At 61.7% G+C, this 15,480-nt stretch carries 14 protein-coding genes; 5 read left to right on the forward strand and 9 right to left on the reverse strand.

Annotation, left to right across the window (positions count from 1 at the left end):
• Positions 1–236 precede the first annotated feature (236 nt).
• The 4 genes from IWX64_RS13060 (at position 237) to IWX64_RS13075 (ending at position 4,016) form a co-directional block, all read left to right on the forward strand.
• Positions 237–632, forward strand: coding sequence for a plasmid mobilization protein (locus tag IWX64_RS13060; protein WP_196867564.1), 396 nt, complete (start codon positions 237–239; stop codon positions 630–632).
• Between the two features lie 40 nt (positions 633–672).
• Positions 673–2,247 (forward strand): relaxase/mobilization nuclease domain-containing protein, encoded by a 1,575-nt coding sequence (locus tag IWX64_RS13065; protein ID WP_334683291.1) that lies wholly within the window; start codon positions 673–675, stop codon positions 2,245–2,247.
• A 10-nt stretch (positions 2,248–2,257) separates the two neighbouring features.
• Positions 2,258–3,013 (forward strand): hypothetical protein, encoded by a 756-nt coding sequence (locus IWX64_RS13070; protein ID WP_196867566.1) that lies wholly within the window; start codon positions 2,258–2,260, stop codon positions 3,011–3,013.
• Positions 3,014–3,227: 214 nt separating this feature from the next.
• Entirely contained in the window at positions 3,228–4,016 is a 789-nt protein-coding gene (locus tag IWX64_RS13075) for a hypothetical protein (protein ID WP_196867567.1), read from the forward strand.
• Positions 4,017–4,063: 47 nt separating this feature from the next.
• Here IWX64_RS13075 and IWX64_RS13080 read toward each other — a convergent pair whose 3' ends face one another.
• The 9 genes from IWX64_RS13080 to IWX64_RS13120 form a co-directional block, all read right to left on the reverse strand.
• Complete coding sequence (locus IWX64_RS13080; RefSeq protein WP_196867568.1) at positions 4,064–4,552, reverse strand: hypothetical protein; 489 nt, start codon at positions 4,550–4,552, stop codon at positions 4,064–4,066.
• 59 nt (positions 4,553–4,611) lie between these two features.
• Positions 4,612–4,902, reverse strand: a complete 291-nt coding sequence (locus IWX64_RS13085; protein ID WP_196867569.1) for a hypothetical protein — start codon at positions 4,900–4,902, stop codon at positions 4,612–4,614.
• A gap of 557 nt (positions 4,903–5,459) precedes the next feature.
• On the reverse strand, positions 5,460–5,876 hold the full coding sequence (locus IWX64_RS13090; protein WP_196867570.1) for a hypothetical protein: 417 nt from the start codon (positions 5,874–5,876) through the stop codon (positions 5,460–5,462).
• 287 nt (positions 5,877–6,163) lie between these two features.
• The gene (locus IWX64_RS13095; RefSeq protein WP_196867571.1) at positions 6,164–6,610 is read right to left on the reverse strand and encodes a DUF4913 domain-containing protein; all 447 of its coding nucleotides are present in this window, start codon (positions 6,608–6,610) and stop codon (positions 6,164–6,166) included.
• On the reverse strand, positions 6,607–8,295 hold the full coding sequence (locus IWX64_RS13100; protein WP_334683292.1) for a type IV secretory system conjugative DNA transfer family protein: 1,689 nt from the start codon (positions 8,293–8,295) through the stop codon (positions 6,607–6,609). The genes IWX64_RS13095 and IWX64_RS13100 overlap by 4 nt, the downstream gene beginning before the upstream one ends.
• Positions 8,296–8,404: 109 nt before the next feature.
• Complete coding sequence (locus IWX64_RS13105; RefSeq protein ID WP_196867573.1) at positions 8,405–9,577, reverse strand: ATP-binding protein; 1,173 nt, start codon at positions 9,575–9,577, stop codon at positions 8,405–8,407.
• A 652-nt stretch (positions 9,578–10,229) separates the two neighbouring features.
• Positions 10,230–11,096 carry a phytanoyl-CoA dioxygenase family protein gene (locus tag IWX64_RS13110; RefSeq protein WP_196867574.1) on the reverse strand — a complete coding sequence of 289 codons (867 nt, stop codon included), beginning with the start codon at positions 11,094–11,096 and terminating at the stop codon, positions 10,230–10,232.
• On the reverse strand, positions 11,089–12,924 hold the full coding sequence (locus IWX64_RS13115) for a glycoside hydrolase family 2 protein (RefSeq protein ID WP_196867575.1): 1,836 nt from the start codon (positions 12,922–12,924) through the stop codon (positions 11,089–11,091). Before IWX64_RS13115 ends, IWX64_RS13110 begins: the two co-directional genes overlap by 8 nt.
• A 42-nt stretch (positions 12,925–12,966) precedes the next feature.
• Positions 12,967–13,995 (reverse strand): LacI family DNA-binding transcriptional regulator, encoded by a 1,029-nt coding sequence (locus IWX64_RS13120; RefSeq protein WP_196867576.1) that lies wholly within the window; start codon positions 13,993–13,995, stop codon positions 12,967–12,969.
• Positions 13,996–14,164: 169 nt separating this feature from the next.
• Here IWX64_RS13120 and IWX64_RS13125 point away from each other — a divergent pair, with 169 nt between their 5' ends.
• Positions 14,165–15,478 (forward strand): ABC transporter substrate-binding protein, encoded by a 1,314-nt coding sequence (locus tag IWX64_RS13125; RefSeq protein ID WP_196867577.1) that lies wholly within the window; start codon positions 14,165–14,167, stop codon positions 15,476–15,478.
• The last annotated feature ends 2 nt before the right edge of the window (positions 15,479–15,480 follow it).

A 15,480-nucleotide genomic window follows, 5' to 3' on the forward strand; every position in this document is an offset into this window, starting at 1 on the left:
ACGGCGCAGCCGGTCAATGGATTGCAGGCGCGAAGCGTACCGCATGGTTCTAAACCCCAACCGAAGCCACACCGCCGGCTGAAAAGCACAGGACGACTCAGACGGAGCAAGCTGGTAACTTAGGTGCCCTAAGTTGGATTCCGCCTCGACGTGCTGCGTCGGGTGCGGCACACTGGTGGGTGTGGTCCCCGGATTTGCCGGGTTCGCTGCGCTGGCATTGAAGGGCGGTAGGACGGATGAGCGAGACCAACGGTTTAGCCGGTTGGAAGTCGCGCCGTCGTCGCGCCAATGTCGAGGGCGGCAGGATGCACCGCCACGTCATCAGAGTCACGCCCGAGGAAGAGGCCCGGCTTGTACAGATCGCGGAGAAGCACCGAGTAACGGTTGCCAGGCTGTTAGTTGAATCAGCGTTGAGCGAGGGCGGGGAAACCCCGTCAGAGCGCCGCAATCAGTTCATGGAGCTTTCCAATCTTGCCCGGCTTGTCGGAACTGTTGCGAACAACATCAACCAGGTTGCACGGCACGCCAACAGCACCAGTGAGATCCCGGCGGACGCGGCAGAGTCGATCACCCACGCGAAGAGTGTCATTCACCGGGTAGACCGTTTCCTAGCCGATATGGCCGGACGGTAGAGGATCTGCTGTGATACCGAACATCACCCAGGGTGATCGGATGAGCGGGCTAATGGTCTATCTTGCAGGACCGGGCCGGGCCAATGAGCACGAAGAACCGCACCTTGTGGCCGGTGATGCGGCAATCATGGCTTGGTATGACGACAACGAGCTAAACCGGGATTCAGCACTCGATATTGCCAACAGCCTTGATAGGGCGAAGCAGTTTTACGGCACCGACGTTGACGGTGGACACGTGTTCCATTGCTCGCTGAGTTTGAGCGCTGAGGAAGGCAAGCTCACAGATCAGCAGTGGGGAGATATCACCAACGACTATATGAAGTCGATGGGGTTCACTGAGGACAGCGGCAAAGCCCCGGCACGATGGGCAGCAGTACGTCACGGCGTCAGTAAGAACGGCAACGACCACGTTCACATTGTCGCTTCAATGATCCGTGACGACGGAACGAAGTGGAACGACTGGAAATCCAAGTACAAGTCGCAGCAGGTATCGCGTGAGCTGGAAAAGAAGTATGGACTTAACGAGCTTGGTTCCATTCGTGCCGAGCGAGGTTTTACCCCCGCTGAGCAGGAGAAAGCTCGACGTCAGGGCAAACCAGAAGTAGAGCGCCATAGCACTGCTCGCACCGTTCGGAGCTGCGCGACAGCATCCGTCAGTGAGGCAGAGTTTGTTCGCCGCGCACGGCAGGAAGGTCTATTAGTTCGGCCACGCTTCGCGGCAGGCCGTTCCGACGTAGTGACTGGCTACTCAGTAGCCGAAAGGCCAGCCAAAGGGGAGCGCGCCGTTTGGTACGGCGGTAACTCGATGGGCCGGGATCTGAGCTTGCCGAAGCTACGCGAAGGATGGGAGAGCACCCCGGAGAACGCCACCGAGGCCGTGAACGAGTGGACTGCGGCCTCACGGAACAAACGGGTCGTCTCACCGGGTAGGGAGACGGAAACCCCGAGCGCCGAGCTGTGGGAGAAGCATGCCAACGAAGTTGGAGCGCTGCGCGAGAAACTAGCGTCCACCCCGTACACCGACCACCAGGCGTGGGCGGTTGCTGCGCGGGAAACCTCAGCAGCGTTCGGTGCCTGGTCAAAGCGGATTGAAACTACGCCCGGACCATTGGCCGACGCCTCACGAGAGCTAGCGAAGTCAGCCCAGCTGCGCCGGTACCCGCCAACGACGCCGAAGGCCGGGGCAGTCTCAGCCAGGGGAGCCAGCATGATCTTGCTGGCTGCGACTTCCAAGAGCGACCGGGCCGCTTATGCGCTGATGTTCCGCCAGCTCGCGGCCACCGCTAAAGCCATTCACGATATGCACAAAGCCACCGCAGACCTCAATCGGGTCAGGGGCTTATCAGCGTCAGTGATCGCAGCGACGAAGGCCGTCGAAGCCAGCGCACCCGCGCAGACCATGAAGCCCGGAAAGCCCGAACGGATGACCATCGAGAAGCTACGCGAACAGCATCCAGGCCTCGATGAGGAAACACTGAGGGCACGATTGTTTGTTGAACGTGCCCGCGAAGGCGCACCGATACCGGCGACGCTGACACGCGGCCAGAAGCCAACCGAACACGCCGCGCCACCACGCGGACCAGAACAAGACAGTCAACGAGGGATCGAGAGATAGGGGATAGCTCATGAGCGAATCGGACGGAATTGATGACGCAGTAGACGGCGGGTTTCGTGCGGGCCTCATGGCAGCGGCACGAATCGGAGAACAGCTAGCGAGGATGCGCAAAGAACAACAGCGCAGCATCCAACAAGCTGAGGAAACGCGGGCCAGGGAACTCCAGGACCGTTTCAATGCCTCCCAAGCCGCTGCCCGCGCCCAGCTCGACCCGGTAAGCCGGGATGACTGGTGGGACAAGGCCACCCCCGACATGATCGAACGCGCCCACGAGACAGCAGAAGCGTGGAAAGGCCATGACCCAGTTGCAGCCGAGCATGCCGACACAATCAGGGACCAGGTACAGCAGCGCTACCGGATCGACGTCAACGACACCGGAGCCACCGAGCAGGAGATTTCCGCAGCCGTCGCCCAAGCCCAAGCGGCACGCCGGGACGCAGAGAATGAACGATCCAACGCTGCTGCAGAGCGCGGCGACGAAGTAATAGCCGGTGCAGCCATGGCAGGCGCGAACCGGGAGGACCGAGCACGCGCCAACGATTCGGCAGAGCCAGCCTATGACTCCCCGGAGAGGCGTCAGCAACTCGCTAAGAGCCTAGAGAACCATCCCGACCGCGAGGCCGTCAACGCCCGCCTAGCGGCCGACAGGCACCAAGCCACACCGCCAAGCGCAGCCGTGAACTCCAAACCCACAGTGGGCAAGACCTCCAAAATGAAAAGTCCGTCCAGAGGCAGAACCATCGAACGAGGCGGGTTAGAACGCTAACCAACAACTGACGACAGAGAAGGGGAGGACCGCCGACGACGGCGGGCCTCCCCTTCCTTTAGTGTTAGCCAGGAATGGCCGTTAATTGCAGCTTCTACTGGCGGTCCTACTGTTCCGTAAGCGGATCGTCTACCGGACGCGGGCTGTCGCCGTGGCCGGGCCTCTGAGCACGTCCTTCCCGCGCCGAGGAGGCCAGTGCTGCCATCATGGGCTGGTGACCACACACGAATCACTGGCCGCGATACGCGCCACCTACGACGATCTCGATGGCTGGCATGCACGTGGTCAAAAGATGCCACCGGAGCAGCCCGAGCGCGGGAGTCTTCTCGCTGCCGACGATGCCATCTTCTACTGGCACAACATCAGTGAGACCGCACGTTTTTCGCTTCTCACTTCGGGCGAACACCTGCGGCTAGCGAAGACAGCGATCGAAGCACACCAGGTCTATCCGAGTGCTCACTTCACAGTGATGCGCACAGCGCTCGTGTGCGCCGCTCAGGCGGTATGGATTTTAGCTCCCCCAGACGCCCGCGATCGACAAGAGCGCGGGCTCACCCTGATTGGGGAGATGTACGACCAGCTGGGCAAGCACGACGCCGAACAGTTGACTCTGCCCCTCAACTCAGCCGACCAGAAGGACCTTCGAGATCACGTCGACTGGTGCGAGATGCGCCAGGACCAAGTGAAGGCGGCGCGGCGCACCAAAGCTCAGTTCAACCAGACAGCCACCATCGCCTGGGCGCTCGATCACCGCTTTCCAGACAGCCGTCGCCGCGGAGCTGGGCGACTGCTGTGGCGGCAGATGAGCTCGGATGCTCATGGGCTCGGGTGGGGCGTGTACCAGCGGGGCTCGACTCTCAAGGGGGACCGAAGGACTGGGCTCGGCGTCGGCATGTCCGGCGGGGGTCTCGAGTTCATCGCTGAGCCCTTCGTTGCCATCCACCAAGTGCTAAAAGAGGGATGGTCGTTATTCGACCGACTGTGCGAAGCACCCAGAAACTGAGCGATCGGAAGCGCAGGGTGATCCCTCACCGGACACTGTTCCTTGACCTAGATCTGGGCTTGCGCCTCGCGCAGAACGGAGTCGTGTTGCTCGCGGTCGAAGGTATAGGTGAGGGCGGGAGGAAACAGGAATCCCTGCACGTCCGGACCCGGTTGGTGGGCCTGGAATCGCCCCCAGGTCACAACGTCGTCCTGACGATCGATAATGGCACTGATCACGGCGCATTCGACATGCAGACATTGCCCGATGAGGAGTGGAACACGGCCGGGAAATTCCTTCCACTCATCCTGACCGAGCAGGAACCGTAGCGCGTCGCGGCCGGCGTCCCCATAGAAATCTTTGCGTCGCTGCACCACGGAGTAGTAGAGGTCAGCTGTGAGGTGGCGCCCTTCCTTTGGAAGTAACGGTCTGGCCTCTTGGAGGGTGAGAGCTAAAGGTTTGTCGTCGATGGTCCACTGCTGCCCTTCCAGCTGAATGGCACCACGCTTCCAGCGTCGGCGGTATGCGACACCGCGCTCCAGTGTCAGCTTCGACATACAGTCATTCATCGTTGTCCTAGATTTTTGGGAACCGAGAAGGCGTTATCACCGAAAGCTCACGGCTGCTCGGCTCGTTCGATGAGCGCGTTGAGACGAGCAGTGAACCGTTCGGCGCGCGTAGCACCGACGGCGACGCTGAGGGGTTCGGAGAACTCCTTCTGCCAGATCGCGTCTATCTGGTCGATGGTGATGGATCCCGCGTTGATGAGCAGGCTTGCCATCGGGTGTGCCTCGCTGACGTACTCGTCCCACGGCGCACCATCCGGGTCGCCAGGTTCAACCCCGTTCGGGTCCAATTGGTTGAGCAGCACGATGACGTCATCAATGATGCTTTTTTGTTCCTGCATACTCAATTACATCCCATCAGGATGCATCAAAACGTAAATGTCAGTAGCGCTCGTCGTGCTCTTTCTCGGGCGGGGCTACCCGAGTTCTCGTCGCCGCCATGCTCTGACCCCTATGAGGCTGAATGATCCGGCAGCTAGCTTTGAGGGATGACAAGACTCTCGTGGAGGACCATCGTCGTTGGCTCGGTTGCCCTCATCGTTTTGGCCGCTCTTGCAGGAGCCCTCCTATCCCGATTCATACCCTCCGGATCGCAACTATGGATACTTCCGACGACCGTGGCTGTAGTGGTGATTGTGGCGTTAGTTGTGAGAAAACATGCAGAACGAGGACGTCGATGACATCAGCGAGATCCTGAAAGGTGTGGCGAAGCTGATCCACCAGCGACCATTCGAAAACCGCTCGACTGCGGCTACCGCCGGACCACAAACGCCGACCCATAGAGCGGGCCGGTCAGGAAGGCGGGGTTACTTAGGCAAAGTCGTGCGGTGCTTACCTAACCGTCGTCCTTGTTCTTGCACAGCAAGGAACCCAACCGCCCTTGATCTGCGGCACCGCTCTATTGGCCGGGCCCCGAGGAAAGGTACCGACCGATGCTCCATTTGAAACCGTCCACTTCAATCTTCAAGACCGGGACCGTGCCCCGGCGGAGAAACCGGCGCCGCCACTCAACGCGGCCTTCCCCTCGAAGGTAGGCGCGCATGGCGCGGCAGAGCTTTCGCAGCTCGTCCTCTTTCTCCGCCTCCACATCGTCGTAGTCGAAAAGAGATGTCTGAACATTCAGCTCTGGAACGAAAGCATCGAACCACTCGTAGCTGGCTCGGATGATGGCTGTGCGGTCCTTATCGGCGCTGCAGCTCACGTGAACACCGTGCAACCAGGAAGCGTCGCTGTATTCGACGTCCTCCACGACGTAGCTGTTGTCGAATACTTCGGCTACGACACGGTGGAGCATGGCTTTGATGTCGATGGTCACGACGACAGTCTCTCAGGTCGACTCACTGGTGAAGCCATAGGCTGTGGCTACCGCCGGACCACAACGCCGACCCAGAGAGCGGGCCGGGCACAGGGGCGCGGGTGTTGGCGGGTGGTCGGTTGCGGCGACCGCCGGGTCAGATGGCGAACGCTCACCGGTCACACCCCGCCCTGACCTGCTCTGTTGAAGTGGCGCTCCACGCAGCGTTCCGTATAGGTAGACCGGTGAAGGGGCCATATGTGGAACACTGATTGGCATGTCTGAACTGATGTTTAGCGGCGGATCTCCTACGGGTACAGAGATTCGTCAGGTTCAACGTGAGGCAGTGAAAGCATCTCGGGGCGATCTCGTGGTGAGTGACCGTCATACACGCACTTCTTGAAAGGCCCGTTAGGTGCCATGAGGATCCTCATATGTGGGTCGGCGTGGTTCAGCCACCAGGTGCTCAGTCCAAGGGCACCTTCACCGCGCAGGTGTTCCCAGGCGCGCCATACCGTTTCCACGCGGGAGAGCGCTTCAACGTGTTTGTACCACTGAGGGCACCACACGAACTCTGAGCCGCCGTTGACCTCACGGACGTAGGACGGGCCTAGCACGTTGATGAAGAACTCCAGCGGATTCGTGTACAGCAGTTCCGCCGGTTCATCGTGGGTAGGTTCGGTATCCGTCCCTGACTCGTCGGCGTCGGAACCGCCGTCGGAACCATCATCGAATTCACTGGTGAAATCACTCACGGCGCTTTATCCCCCTCAGGAGGTATAGGCGGATCTAGGTGGCTGCGCTGCACTTGGCCGTGAGACTCCAGTGACTTTTTGACCTTTTCAGCGTGCTGGCCGTTCATCCAGGGAATTGTCTCTATCATCGTGGCCGGAGCACCGGAGGCCAACAGCACCGCCCGGAAGCGCGGCAACGAGGTGAGGTCAGAGACGGAGAGTATTTCGTCCTTGTTCTCCTGCCGCGAGCTGGAGCGCCCGGACTTCCCCGAGCTGCGCGAAACGTTGATGTAGCTGTACTGGCCGATCAGCCGGGACAGCTCATCGAGGTACTGGACTTCGGAGACACCACCGCCGTAGATCTTCACGTTCGACGCTGACCAGAGTTTGCGCATCCCTTCCACGTTCCAGACCTCCACACCCTGTGACCAGGACTGCAAAATGGTCATGAGGATGATTCCACGGGAACCGTAGTGGCTGTACTGATCGGGCAGGTTCTTCCACCGGCACACGTTCGCCGCTTCATCGAGGACACCGAGCAGAGGACGTTGTAGCCGCCCTCCCGGCTGGGAGGTGGCATATTGTTCTGCTGCTTCCACCACGGCCACCGTCAGAGCGGTAACCAGCGGCCCTGCTGTGCCTTCCCCTTCACGGGAAAGGCTATAGAGGGTGCCACTGCCACGTACGAACATATCCGGTTCAAACTCAGGACGGCGAGGGCCAGGCCCTGGCGTGATCCACTTCCCAACGTTGCGATCAGTGAGGGAAGAAACCATTTCCAGGGCGGTACCGAACACACCGGCCCGCTGCTTTTCCGGCTCCCGCAGCCGGGCCACCACCGTGTCGGAGAGCATTTCGTAGTCATGCTCGCGCAGAATCTGAGCGGGCCGGTCATCGGCTTGTTTGGTCAGCCAGGTGTAAACTTGTGTGATCGGCTTTTCATCCAGCGCCGCGGCCAGCAGGTACGCCTTGAGCAGGTTTCGGCCAGCAGTATCGAAATACGCATCTGGTTTAGCTCCCGGCTCCCTGGACCCAGCAGAGAAATGGGTTGCCAGTTTCGCGGCGGTCGCTTCATCCTTGACGTAGCTCAGCGGATTCCACCACCAGGTGGGTTGTTCCTCAGCGACACCCTGAGGGTCGAATACCCACACGTCGCCAACCTCACTACGGAGCGAGCGGGTCACATCAACAATGTCGCGTTTGTTCGACGTTGCTATGACAGCACCAGGTGCCTCCACAATCGCCGGTACAGCGTAGGACGTGGTTTTCATCGTCCGAGGCCCAGCAATGAGAATCAGCATGTCCTCCCAGGACGCCCACATAGGCCGTTTCCCGGCCACTGTGCGCCCCAGCGGGACACCAACCGAATCGACGACGCCCAGCCGGTCAGCGGTAGCTTTCGCGCCTTTGGTGGACAAGTGGTTCAGATCCTTACCCCGGCCCATGTGGACAGCAGCTTTATCGACCCGAGTCTTGTTTTTCCCGGATCGAGTCGCCAGTAGGGCCACCATCACGCCGAGGATCACCACGAGCACACCGATACCCGCGGCGATAAATGTTGCCTGTATCGGCCACGGGATCTCTTGCTTGAAAAGCCCGGAAATCAGCTCTATCGGATGAGCCGGCGGTGCAGCGATACCGGCCAACGATGAGCCCCAATGCGCTGACACCCACGCCCCACCCAAGAGTGCTGCGGCCAGGCCCATGACCGAGAACAAGAGAATGCCCTCGGTGTAGCTTCCGGAAGTGCTTCTGCGATTTGGTGCACTCATTTACTGCTCTCCTGTTCCCCGGCAGGTCGGCCGAAAATAGTCTCTAAAGATGGTGTTGGCGCTGTATGTAGTCATCCATTCCCGGAACGGTGAAGGCTACTCGTCCGAGTGAGGGGGCGTAGATGACGCCCTTACTAATGAGTGAGGCCCGGGTCATGGTCATTGAGCTCTGTTTCCGTCCACTTCGCTCAGCAAGTTCAGCGGTACCAGAACCGCCGTCCCCGTCGATCGCCATGAGTCGTAAAAAGTCCTTTTCTCCCCTGGACGCACGTATCCATCGTGACGGGAAAAACCCTTGGTCGAGTTGCGATCGTCCTATGGTGACGGCGATCTTGGCGTCCTGAACGGTGATGAGCTTTTCGGGTGCCGTTTCCCAGGCTGCATACCCGTATTCCTGGATAAAGTAGGGATACCCTCCGGAGACTTCGAGAAGGAGGTCTCGAGCCTGCGTTTCATAGCGTGCCCCATGTTTGGCCGCTGGGGCGGCTAGGGCCGAGATTGCGGCGTCGCGGGGGAGGGCATCGATATGCCGGTAGGTGAACAGCCGTTCAGCATAAGAGCGTGCTTCCGCGAGGACCGAAGGCAGGTTGGGTAAACCCGCGCCAACAATATAGAAGGGCCACTCTCGCTGGCCCGCCAAATGCTGTGTGCTGAGCAGGGCGGAGAGGAGTGCATCGTCGAGATCCTGCATTTCATCGATGATGAAGACCAGGGCAAGGCGTTGATCAGCCAATGCGATGCAGAGGTCTTCGACCATCTCCTCTAGGTCAACTTCGATAGAACCGGAGTCCGCGCGACCAGCAGCAAGGTTAACGCCGATGTCTATGCCAGTGACGCCCAGCTTCGCAGAGAAGGACACGATGCTTCCAAGGGCCTCCCGAAGGTTAGAAGTGATTCCGCGTCGGTTCGCCCTTCTCCCAGCTTGCAGGAGCCCGCGGGCCAGTTTGGCTCGAACAGCTTCAGAACCCCCTTCTGCGTCCCTGCCCTCAATTGAAACAATCATCAAACCTGCACGTTCAGCTTGCTGCCGGAACTCGTTAAGCAGAACGGTCTTCCCGACCCCACGTAGACCGTGCAGCGCAATGCCCCGATCTGGGCGTCTTTGCTTCGTTTTGGCGATGAGCAGGTCAAACGCCTCGATCTCCTTCGCTCGACCAACCAGTTCGAAAGGGCGACGCCCCGAGCCAGGGGAGTAAGGATTTAGATCACTGTGCATACAACATTATAAACATGTATCCAAATATATGGATATATCTGTATAGCTATTGATGGTGCCCCCAATGAAGGCGTGGGACGAGTAGGCAGTGAGTCCACTGAGATGACTACGAGGACTATTCTGGCGGATTCGATTCACCGATCACGACGGCACTTGAACACTGGCTTCTTACTGGACGGGTTTCATGACCTAGCTCATGTAGGTTCGCGCGAGGTGATCGCAAAGATTACTCAGAGGCTGAAGGCAGCCGCGAAAGCTACAGAACGTCCATAAAAGTGCTTCTGACAAGGCGTTTTGTAACGCCGATAATTTACCTTATGTCAACTAGAAGTGATCCCTTTGTAGAATTTGCCGAAGGGCACCGAGTGATACGGCTCCCCGTTGTCGAGTGTGTCCGGGCTGAATCATGCTCCGTTTCAAGGAACTGGGACGTTGCATGGTCTGCTGGGGCGACGCCTGGAGAGTGGAACAGTCGACGGATTGGAAGGCCGCGATGGCTGATGATTCCGTAAATCCTCGGGATTTCCATAACGAGCGTCCGCATTCTGGATGAAGTGTCTATAGAGGTATTGAATGCTCTCGTGGACCTGTTAAAGGGTCAGTTGATCAGGCTTTCGCAGGTTTTTCCCGTCGCTGCGGATGACAGCGGGGCTCAGGCCGCGCCCATCATGAGGCCTTCGATCGAATGCTTCTGCGTGATCGGGATGAGTTCATCGACCACCGGGCACACCACGTGGCGCCGTACACGCTCCGACAGAGAGTCGTAAAAAGCCTTCGTGACCTGCATCGCGTGATGCTCCGCGTTCCCGGCTCCCGGCGCGTCGATCCCGAGCACCAGAACCGGACGTGACTTCTGCGAGCCGTTCTTCGTGCCCCGATGAATTGTCAGCGCCGACCGCGCGGAGATGTCGCCCAGCTGTGGATACTTGCGTTCCGCGAGGGCCTCGAAGCGCGGGTATGCCGACGTCGGCGGGAACATCCCGTGATCGAAGCCCTCGGGCAAATCCCACTGTGTCCCCGGCGCAATTTCGAAGGGCCCCATGTCCTCTTCGGTGTCCACGGCCGTGAGGTTGAAGGCCAACGATGTGAGCCGTCCTCCCTCCCTGGTCTCTGCCGGCATGGGAAAGTCGCGATGCCACGGCTGGTTGACCGCGCCGGGCCCCGGGACGTCGAAGCCCAGTTCCACGATTTCGTAGTCCGGACCGAGCACCGACTCGCTGACCATTCGCACCCAGGGATGGTCCACAAGATCCACCCAGCCCCGCAGCTGTTCCGGATGGATCTCAACGTAGTACCGCTTTGGTCCACGCCCGACGGCGCCGTCGGGCCGTGCAAGCGCTTCGACGAAGGCCACGTCGATGTCCTCGCGCATGCGCGTAGCCCAGGCTCGGCTGAAGGCGCCCTGCCGGGCGATGACGCCCCGGGTGTACAGGCCCTCGACCGCTTCGACGACGTCCGGGCCCGCACCCTCGGGGACGTGGATCCCCTGTCCCAGGTTCCCTGCTGTGCTCTCACTCATCGTGTTCCCGCGACGAGCGTCCCATTACGATCTTTCGGATATTCGCCACGGGGAGCTTCGGCTTCCGGTTCTCGTCCGTCAGTCCGTTGGCCTCCTGAAGGGTGTCGGTCAGCTGCGTGTAGCAGAACCCGGACAGCACCGGGCTGGCGTGCAGGGCCGAGAACAGCGCCTCCAGACGGCGGGCGAAGTCCTCGTCGGAATCGGCGGTCGAATAGCCCCAGGTGTCGATCGGGCTGTTCGGCGCATAGAGGATCCCGCCGAATTCGGACACCATGACCGGCTCGGTCCGGGGCAGGTCCGGCAGCACACTGAGGCGCCTGCCGGCGGGCCCCACGCCGGTGGTCAGGGCCTCGAACGCGGCGTCGTCCCTGTAATTCGCGTGCAGCTCCTCGTGGGTGGTGGCGTAGTCGTGCACCGTGAAGAGATCCGACTCCACGTGCTCCCAGCCGTCGTTGGAGATCACCGGTCGCGACCCGTCGAGCGCCTTGGTTAAGTGGTACATGGCCTGCGCGAAGTGACGCTGCTCGGCACTGTGGGCGATCTGCTGCACACCCCAGCTCTCGTTGAGCGGTACCCAGGTCACGATGCAGGGGTGCGACCGGTCCCGCTGGACCACGCTGGCCCACTCACGCGACACCCGTTCCATCGCGATGGGCGAGAACTCGAATGTGCTGCCCATCTCGCCCCACACGAGGAGACCGAGCCGATCCGCCCAGTAGAGGAAACGCGGGTCCTCGACCTTCTCATGAAGGCGCGCCGCATTGAAGCCCAGGTCCTTGATGAGCTGCACCTCCTCACGGAGGGCTGTCGCGTCGGGAGCGGCGAGGAGGGATTCGGGCCAGTACCCCTGCTCCAGGACGGAGCGCACGTAGTAGGGGCGGTCGTTGAGCAGGAAGTGCCGGCCCGCCGTGCCGACGCTGCGGAGGCCGAAGTAGGACCAGACCTCGTCGACGACCGACCCGGCCTCGTCGAGCAGAGCCACGCTCGCGTCGATGAGCCGTGGGTGCTCGGGTGACCACAGCAGCGACTCGTAGGCCTGGCCGTTGGCCTGGTGCGGAATGACACAGTCGAGCACGACGCGGGGCTGGGAGGCCGAGGCCGTGTAGCTACCGAGCGGATGCCCAGCGTAGCTCAGGTCCACGCGCACGGTCCGCGCGCTGTCGCGCTGGGACGAGAGCTCGAGTTCGAGGCGTGCGGAACCCCTCGGAACGTCCGGCTCCCAGACAGCGGTGCTGATGAAGGCGGCCGGGACGGACTCGAGCCAGACCGGCTGCCAGATGCCGGTGGTTCGGTGGTACCAAATTACGTGTGGGTCCTCCATCCAGTCCTGCTTGCCGCGGGGCTGGGCCACGTCGTGCGGATCGTCTTCTGCCCGGACCACTAGCGAGAGTTCGCCGGCGGCCGAGTGGCCGGTGATGTCGAAGCTGAACGGGGTCTGGCCCCCTTCGTGGGAACCGACGAGGTGGCCGTTGATCCAGACGGTGGCACGGTAGTCCACCGCACCGAAGTGCAGCATCAGGCGATCGTCCGCGGCGGACCGGCCGCTTTCGGCGACGTCGGACGCCGTGATGGTGCGCCGGTACCAGACCACGGGGTGGAAGGTCGTGTCGTTCACGCCCGAGCGGACCGATTCCGGCGGGTACGGGACGGTGATCGCCAAGGGAAAGGGAGTTGCACCTGCGAACCAGTCCTCGGTCACACCGGCGTCGTCGTCGTCGTACCTAAACTCCCACTGCCCCCCGAGGTCGGTCCACTGGCGGCGGACGAACTGGGGGCGAGGGTACGTCCCGTCTTGGACGCTGGCTGTCAACACATCTGAATTCCGCATGCCGACATCCTGCCGCACATTTTTAGCGCTGTAAAGGAGCGCTCATGATGCTGGGACGTCGGCCACGACCGGAGCGCTCTCGCGCACGATCAGCGAGTGCGAGACGATGCGGTGGCGGCCGATGCCCTGGTACCCGTCGATCCGCTCGCCGAGGAGCTGGAGCGCAGTCGCGGCGAGCTCCCGCTTGTCGGGTGCTATCGAGGTGAGGGTGGGCGTGGCCCACCGTCCGAGCTCGGTATCGTCCCACCCGACGACGGCGACATCCTGCGGGACCCGTGCTCCCGCGGTCCGGAGCGCGAAGAGCGCGCCCGTCGCGAAGCGGTCGTCGCGGCAGATCAGGCCGTCGAACACGAGCCCCGACTCCCGTGCCTCGCGGACGGCGCGGGCACTCTCTTCGGGCGTGAAGTCCGTCACAGACAGGACTAGGCGAGGGTCGGGGATCATCTTCGCGTCGAGCAGACCCTGCTGGTAGCCGAGGAGCCGCTGGTCGGTGGACCCGGTGAGGTCTCCTTCCACGACACCGAGGAATGCAATGCGCCGTCGGCCCTGCGCCAGGAGGTGGGCCACACCCTCCTGAGCCGCGACCACGTTGTCGATCATGACGTGGTCAGTCGTGACAGGCATGGTCGACTCCCCCAGCAGCACCACGGGGACGTCCCGCTTGAGCCGCGCGACCTCCGTGGAATCCATGCTGACGGGATGGAAGATCACCCCGTCCACCACGCCGGCCTCGCGATCGTTAAGTACCGCTCGCTCGGCGGCCGGGCTGCTCAGCGTCTGTTCGACGAGCACCCGGTATCCCCGCGCACTAGCCTCCTCGGCGATGTAGCGCGAGAGTTCGGAGAAGTAGGGGTGGTCGATCTCGGGGATAGCCAGGGCAATCATGCCGGTCTTCCCCGTCGCTAGTCGGCGGGCCGTGAGGTTGGGCTTGTAGCCGAGCTCGTCGATGGCCTGCTGCACCTTGCGCCGCATCTCGGGCGCGACATGGGGATAGTCGTGGACGACATTCGACACAGTCTTCATCGAAACGCCGGCGACTGCCGCCACGTCGGCAAGTCGAACATTCCTCATCTGCAACTCCTTCGGTCTCTACCCAAGTCTAGATCGGGTGTAGACCTCACTGCCCTGGCTTACCCTCCCAAGCCGCCGACTCTAGACAGGTCATTTACAGCGCTGTAAGCTCGGTCACACGCCGCGCAAATCACCACACGGCGTGCACGTTTTCAACGAGGAGGACACCATGATCCATACCAAGCGATCCCTGGGCAGGCGCCTGAGGGCTGCCACAGCCATCGGCGCCGTCGCACTGCTCGGACTGACCGCCTGCGGCGGTTCCGGTGGCGACCAGGTTGCCAGCGAATTCACCGGCGAGTACACCGGTCCCGAGGTGGAACTCTCCTTCTGGAACGGTTTCACGGGTGGCGACGGCCCCTTCATGGAGCAGATGATCGACGACTTCAACAGCGAGCACGAAAACATCAACGTGGTCTCGAACACCATGCAGTGGGCGGATTTCTACCAGCGCCTTCCAGCGGCCGTGACAGCTGGTGAAGGGCCCGACGTCGGGGTCATGCACCTCGACCAGTTGTCCACGATGGCTGCCCGCAACGTGATTGTCCCGGTGGACGATCTCGCCACGACGCTCGAACTCACGGCGGAGGACTTCACCGAGGAGGTCTGGGACGCAGGCGTGTACCAGGAAGAGCGCTTCGGCATACCCTTGGACGTCCACTCCTTGGCCATGTACTACAACACGGAGCACTTCGAGAAGGCCGGCATCACCGAAGCTCCGACGGATGCGGCGTCCTTCGCGGATGCGCTTGAGAAGCTCAAGGCAGCAGGGTACGAGACCCCCTTCTGGATGCCCTCGCTCTGGCCGAGCCACCTCATGAACCTGTCCCTGCAGTGGCAGAACGGTGGGACGCCGTACGACGCCGACGAGTCGAAGGCCAACTTCGCCAGCCCCGAGGGCCTCGAGGCCATCCAGTGGCAGCGGGACATCGTGGACGAGGGCTTCAGCCCCTCCAACGTCGCCATCGACTCCCAGTACGTCGCGTTCAAGAACGGCGAGACCTCGATCACTTGGGACGGTATCTGGCAGCTAAACGACCTCCAGGAATCGGGCCTGGCCTACGCGGCCGCCCCGATCCCCACCATCGGGGCCGAGAAGGCGGTCTGGGCCAACTCGCACAACTTCTTCCTCCCCCGGCAGACGCAGCCCGATCCGGACAAGCAGAACGCCGCCAAGGTCTTCATCGCCTGGATAAGCGAGAACTCGGCCACCTGGGCAGGCTCGGGCATGATCCCCGCGCGTGAATCCGTGCGTGCCGCCGGCGCCCTCGACGGAATGCCGCAGGAGGCCATCGCCGCGGACATCGACTCCATGCGCTTCCTCCCGCCGATCCCCGGGATCGGGACCGTTCAGACGGAGACCCTCGAGGTTGGCGTGAACAAGGCGATCCTCGGCGAGGAATCACCGGAAGACGCCATGACCGAGGCGGCGGACAACGCGTCGACGCTCATGGAAGAGAACAAAGCCTCGTTCGGGGAGTAGGA

Origin of the sequence: Arthrobacter sp. CAN_A212 (genome assembly GCF_015752345.1) — a bacterium.
Lineage (GTDB): Bacteria > Actinomycetota > Actinomycetes > Actinomycetales > Micrococcaceae > Arthrobacter_D.

What these genes read in the sequence shown, in the direction of transcription:
- IWX64_RS13060 (WP_196867564.1), top strand. Translation starts at nt 237, where the DNA reads ATGAGCGAGACCAACGGTTTAGCCGGTTGGAAGTCGCGCCGTCGTCGC.
- IWX64_RS13065 (WP_334683291.1), top strand. Translation starts at nt 673, where the DNA reads ATGAGCGGGCTAATGGTCTATCTTGCAGGACCGGGCCGGGCCAATGAG.
- IWX64_RS13070 (WP_196867566.1), top strand. Translation starts at nt 2,258, where the DNA reads ATGAGCGAATCGGACGGAATTGATGACGCAGTAGACGGCGGGTTTCGT.
- IWX64_RS13080 (WP_196867568.1), bottom strand. Translation starts at nt 4,552, where the DNA reads ATGTCGAAGCTGACACTGGAGCGCGGTGTCGCATACCGCCGACGCTGG.
- IWX64_RS13085 (WP_196867569.1), bottom strand. Translation starts at nt 4,902, where the DNA reads ATGCAGGAACAAAAAAGCATCATTGATGACGTCATCGTGCTGCTCAAC.
- IWX64_RS13100 (WP_334683292.1), bottom strand. Translation starts at nt 8,295, where the DNA reads ATGGGCCTGGCCGCAGCACTCTTGGGTGGGGCGTGGGTGTCAGCGCAT.
- IWX64_RS13105 (WP_196867573.1), bottom strand. Translation starts at nt 9,577, where the DNA reads ATGCACAGTGATCTAAATCCTTACTCCCCTGGCTCGGGGCGTCGCCCT.
- IWX64_RS13110 (WP_196867574.1), bottom strand. Translation starts at nt 11,096, where the DNA reads ATGAGTGAGAGCACAGCAGGGAACCTGGGACAGGGGATCCACGTCCCC.
- IWX64_RS13115 (WP_196867575.1), bottom strand. Translation starts at nt 12,924, where the DNA reads ATGCGGAATTCAGATGTGTTGACAGCCAGCGTCCAAGACGGGACGTAC.
- IWX64_RS13120 (WP_196867576.1), bottom strand. Translation starts at nt 13,995, where the DNA reads ATGAGGAATGTTCGACTTGCCGACGTGGCGGCAGTCGCCGGCGTTTCG.
- IWX64_RS13125 (WP_196867577.1), top strand. Translation starts at nt 14,165, where the DNA reads ATGATCCATACCAAGCGATCCCTGGGCAGGCGCCTGAGGGCTGCCACA.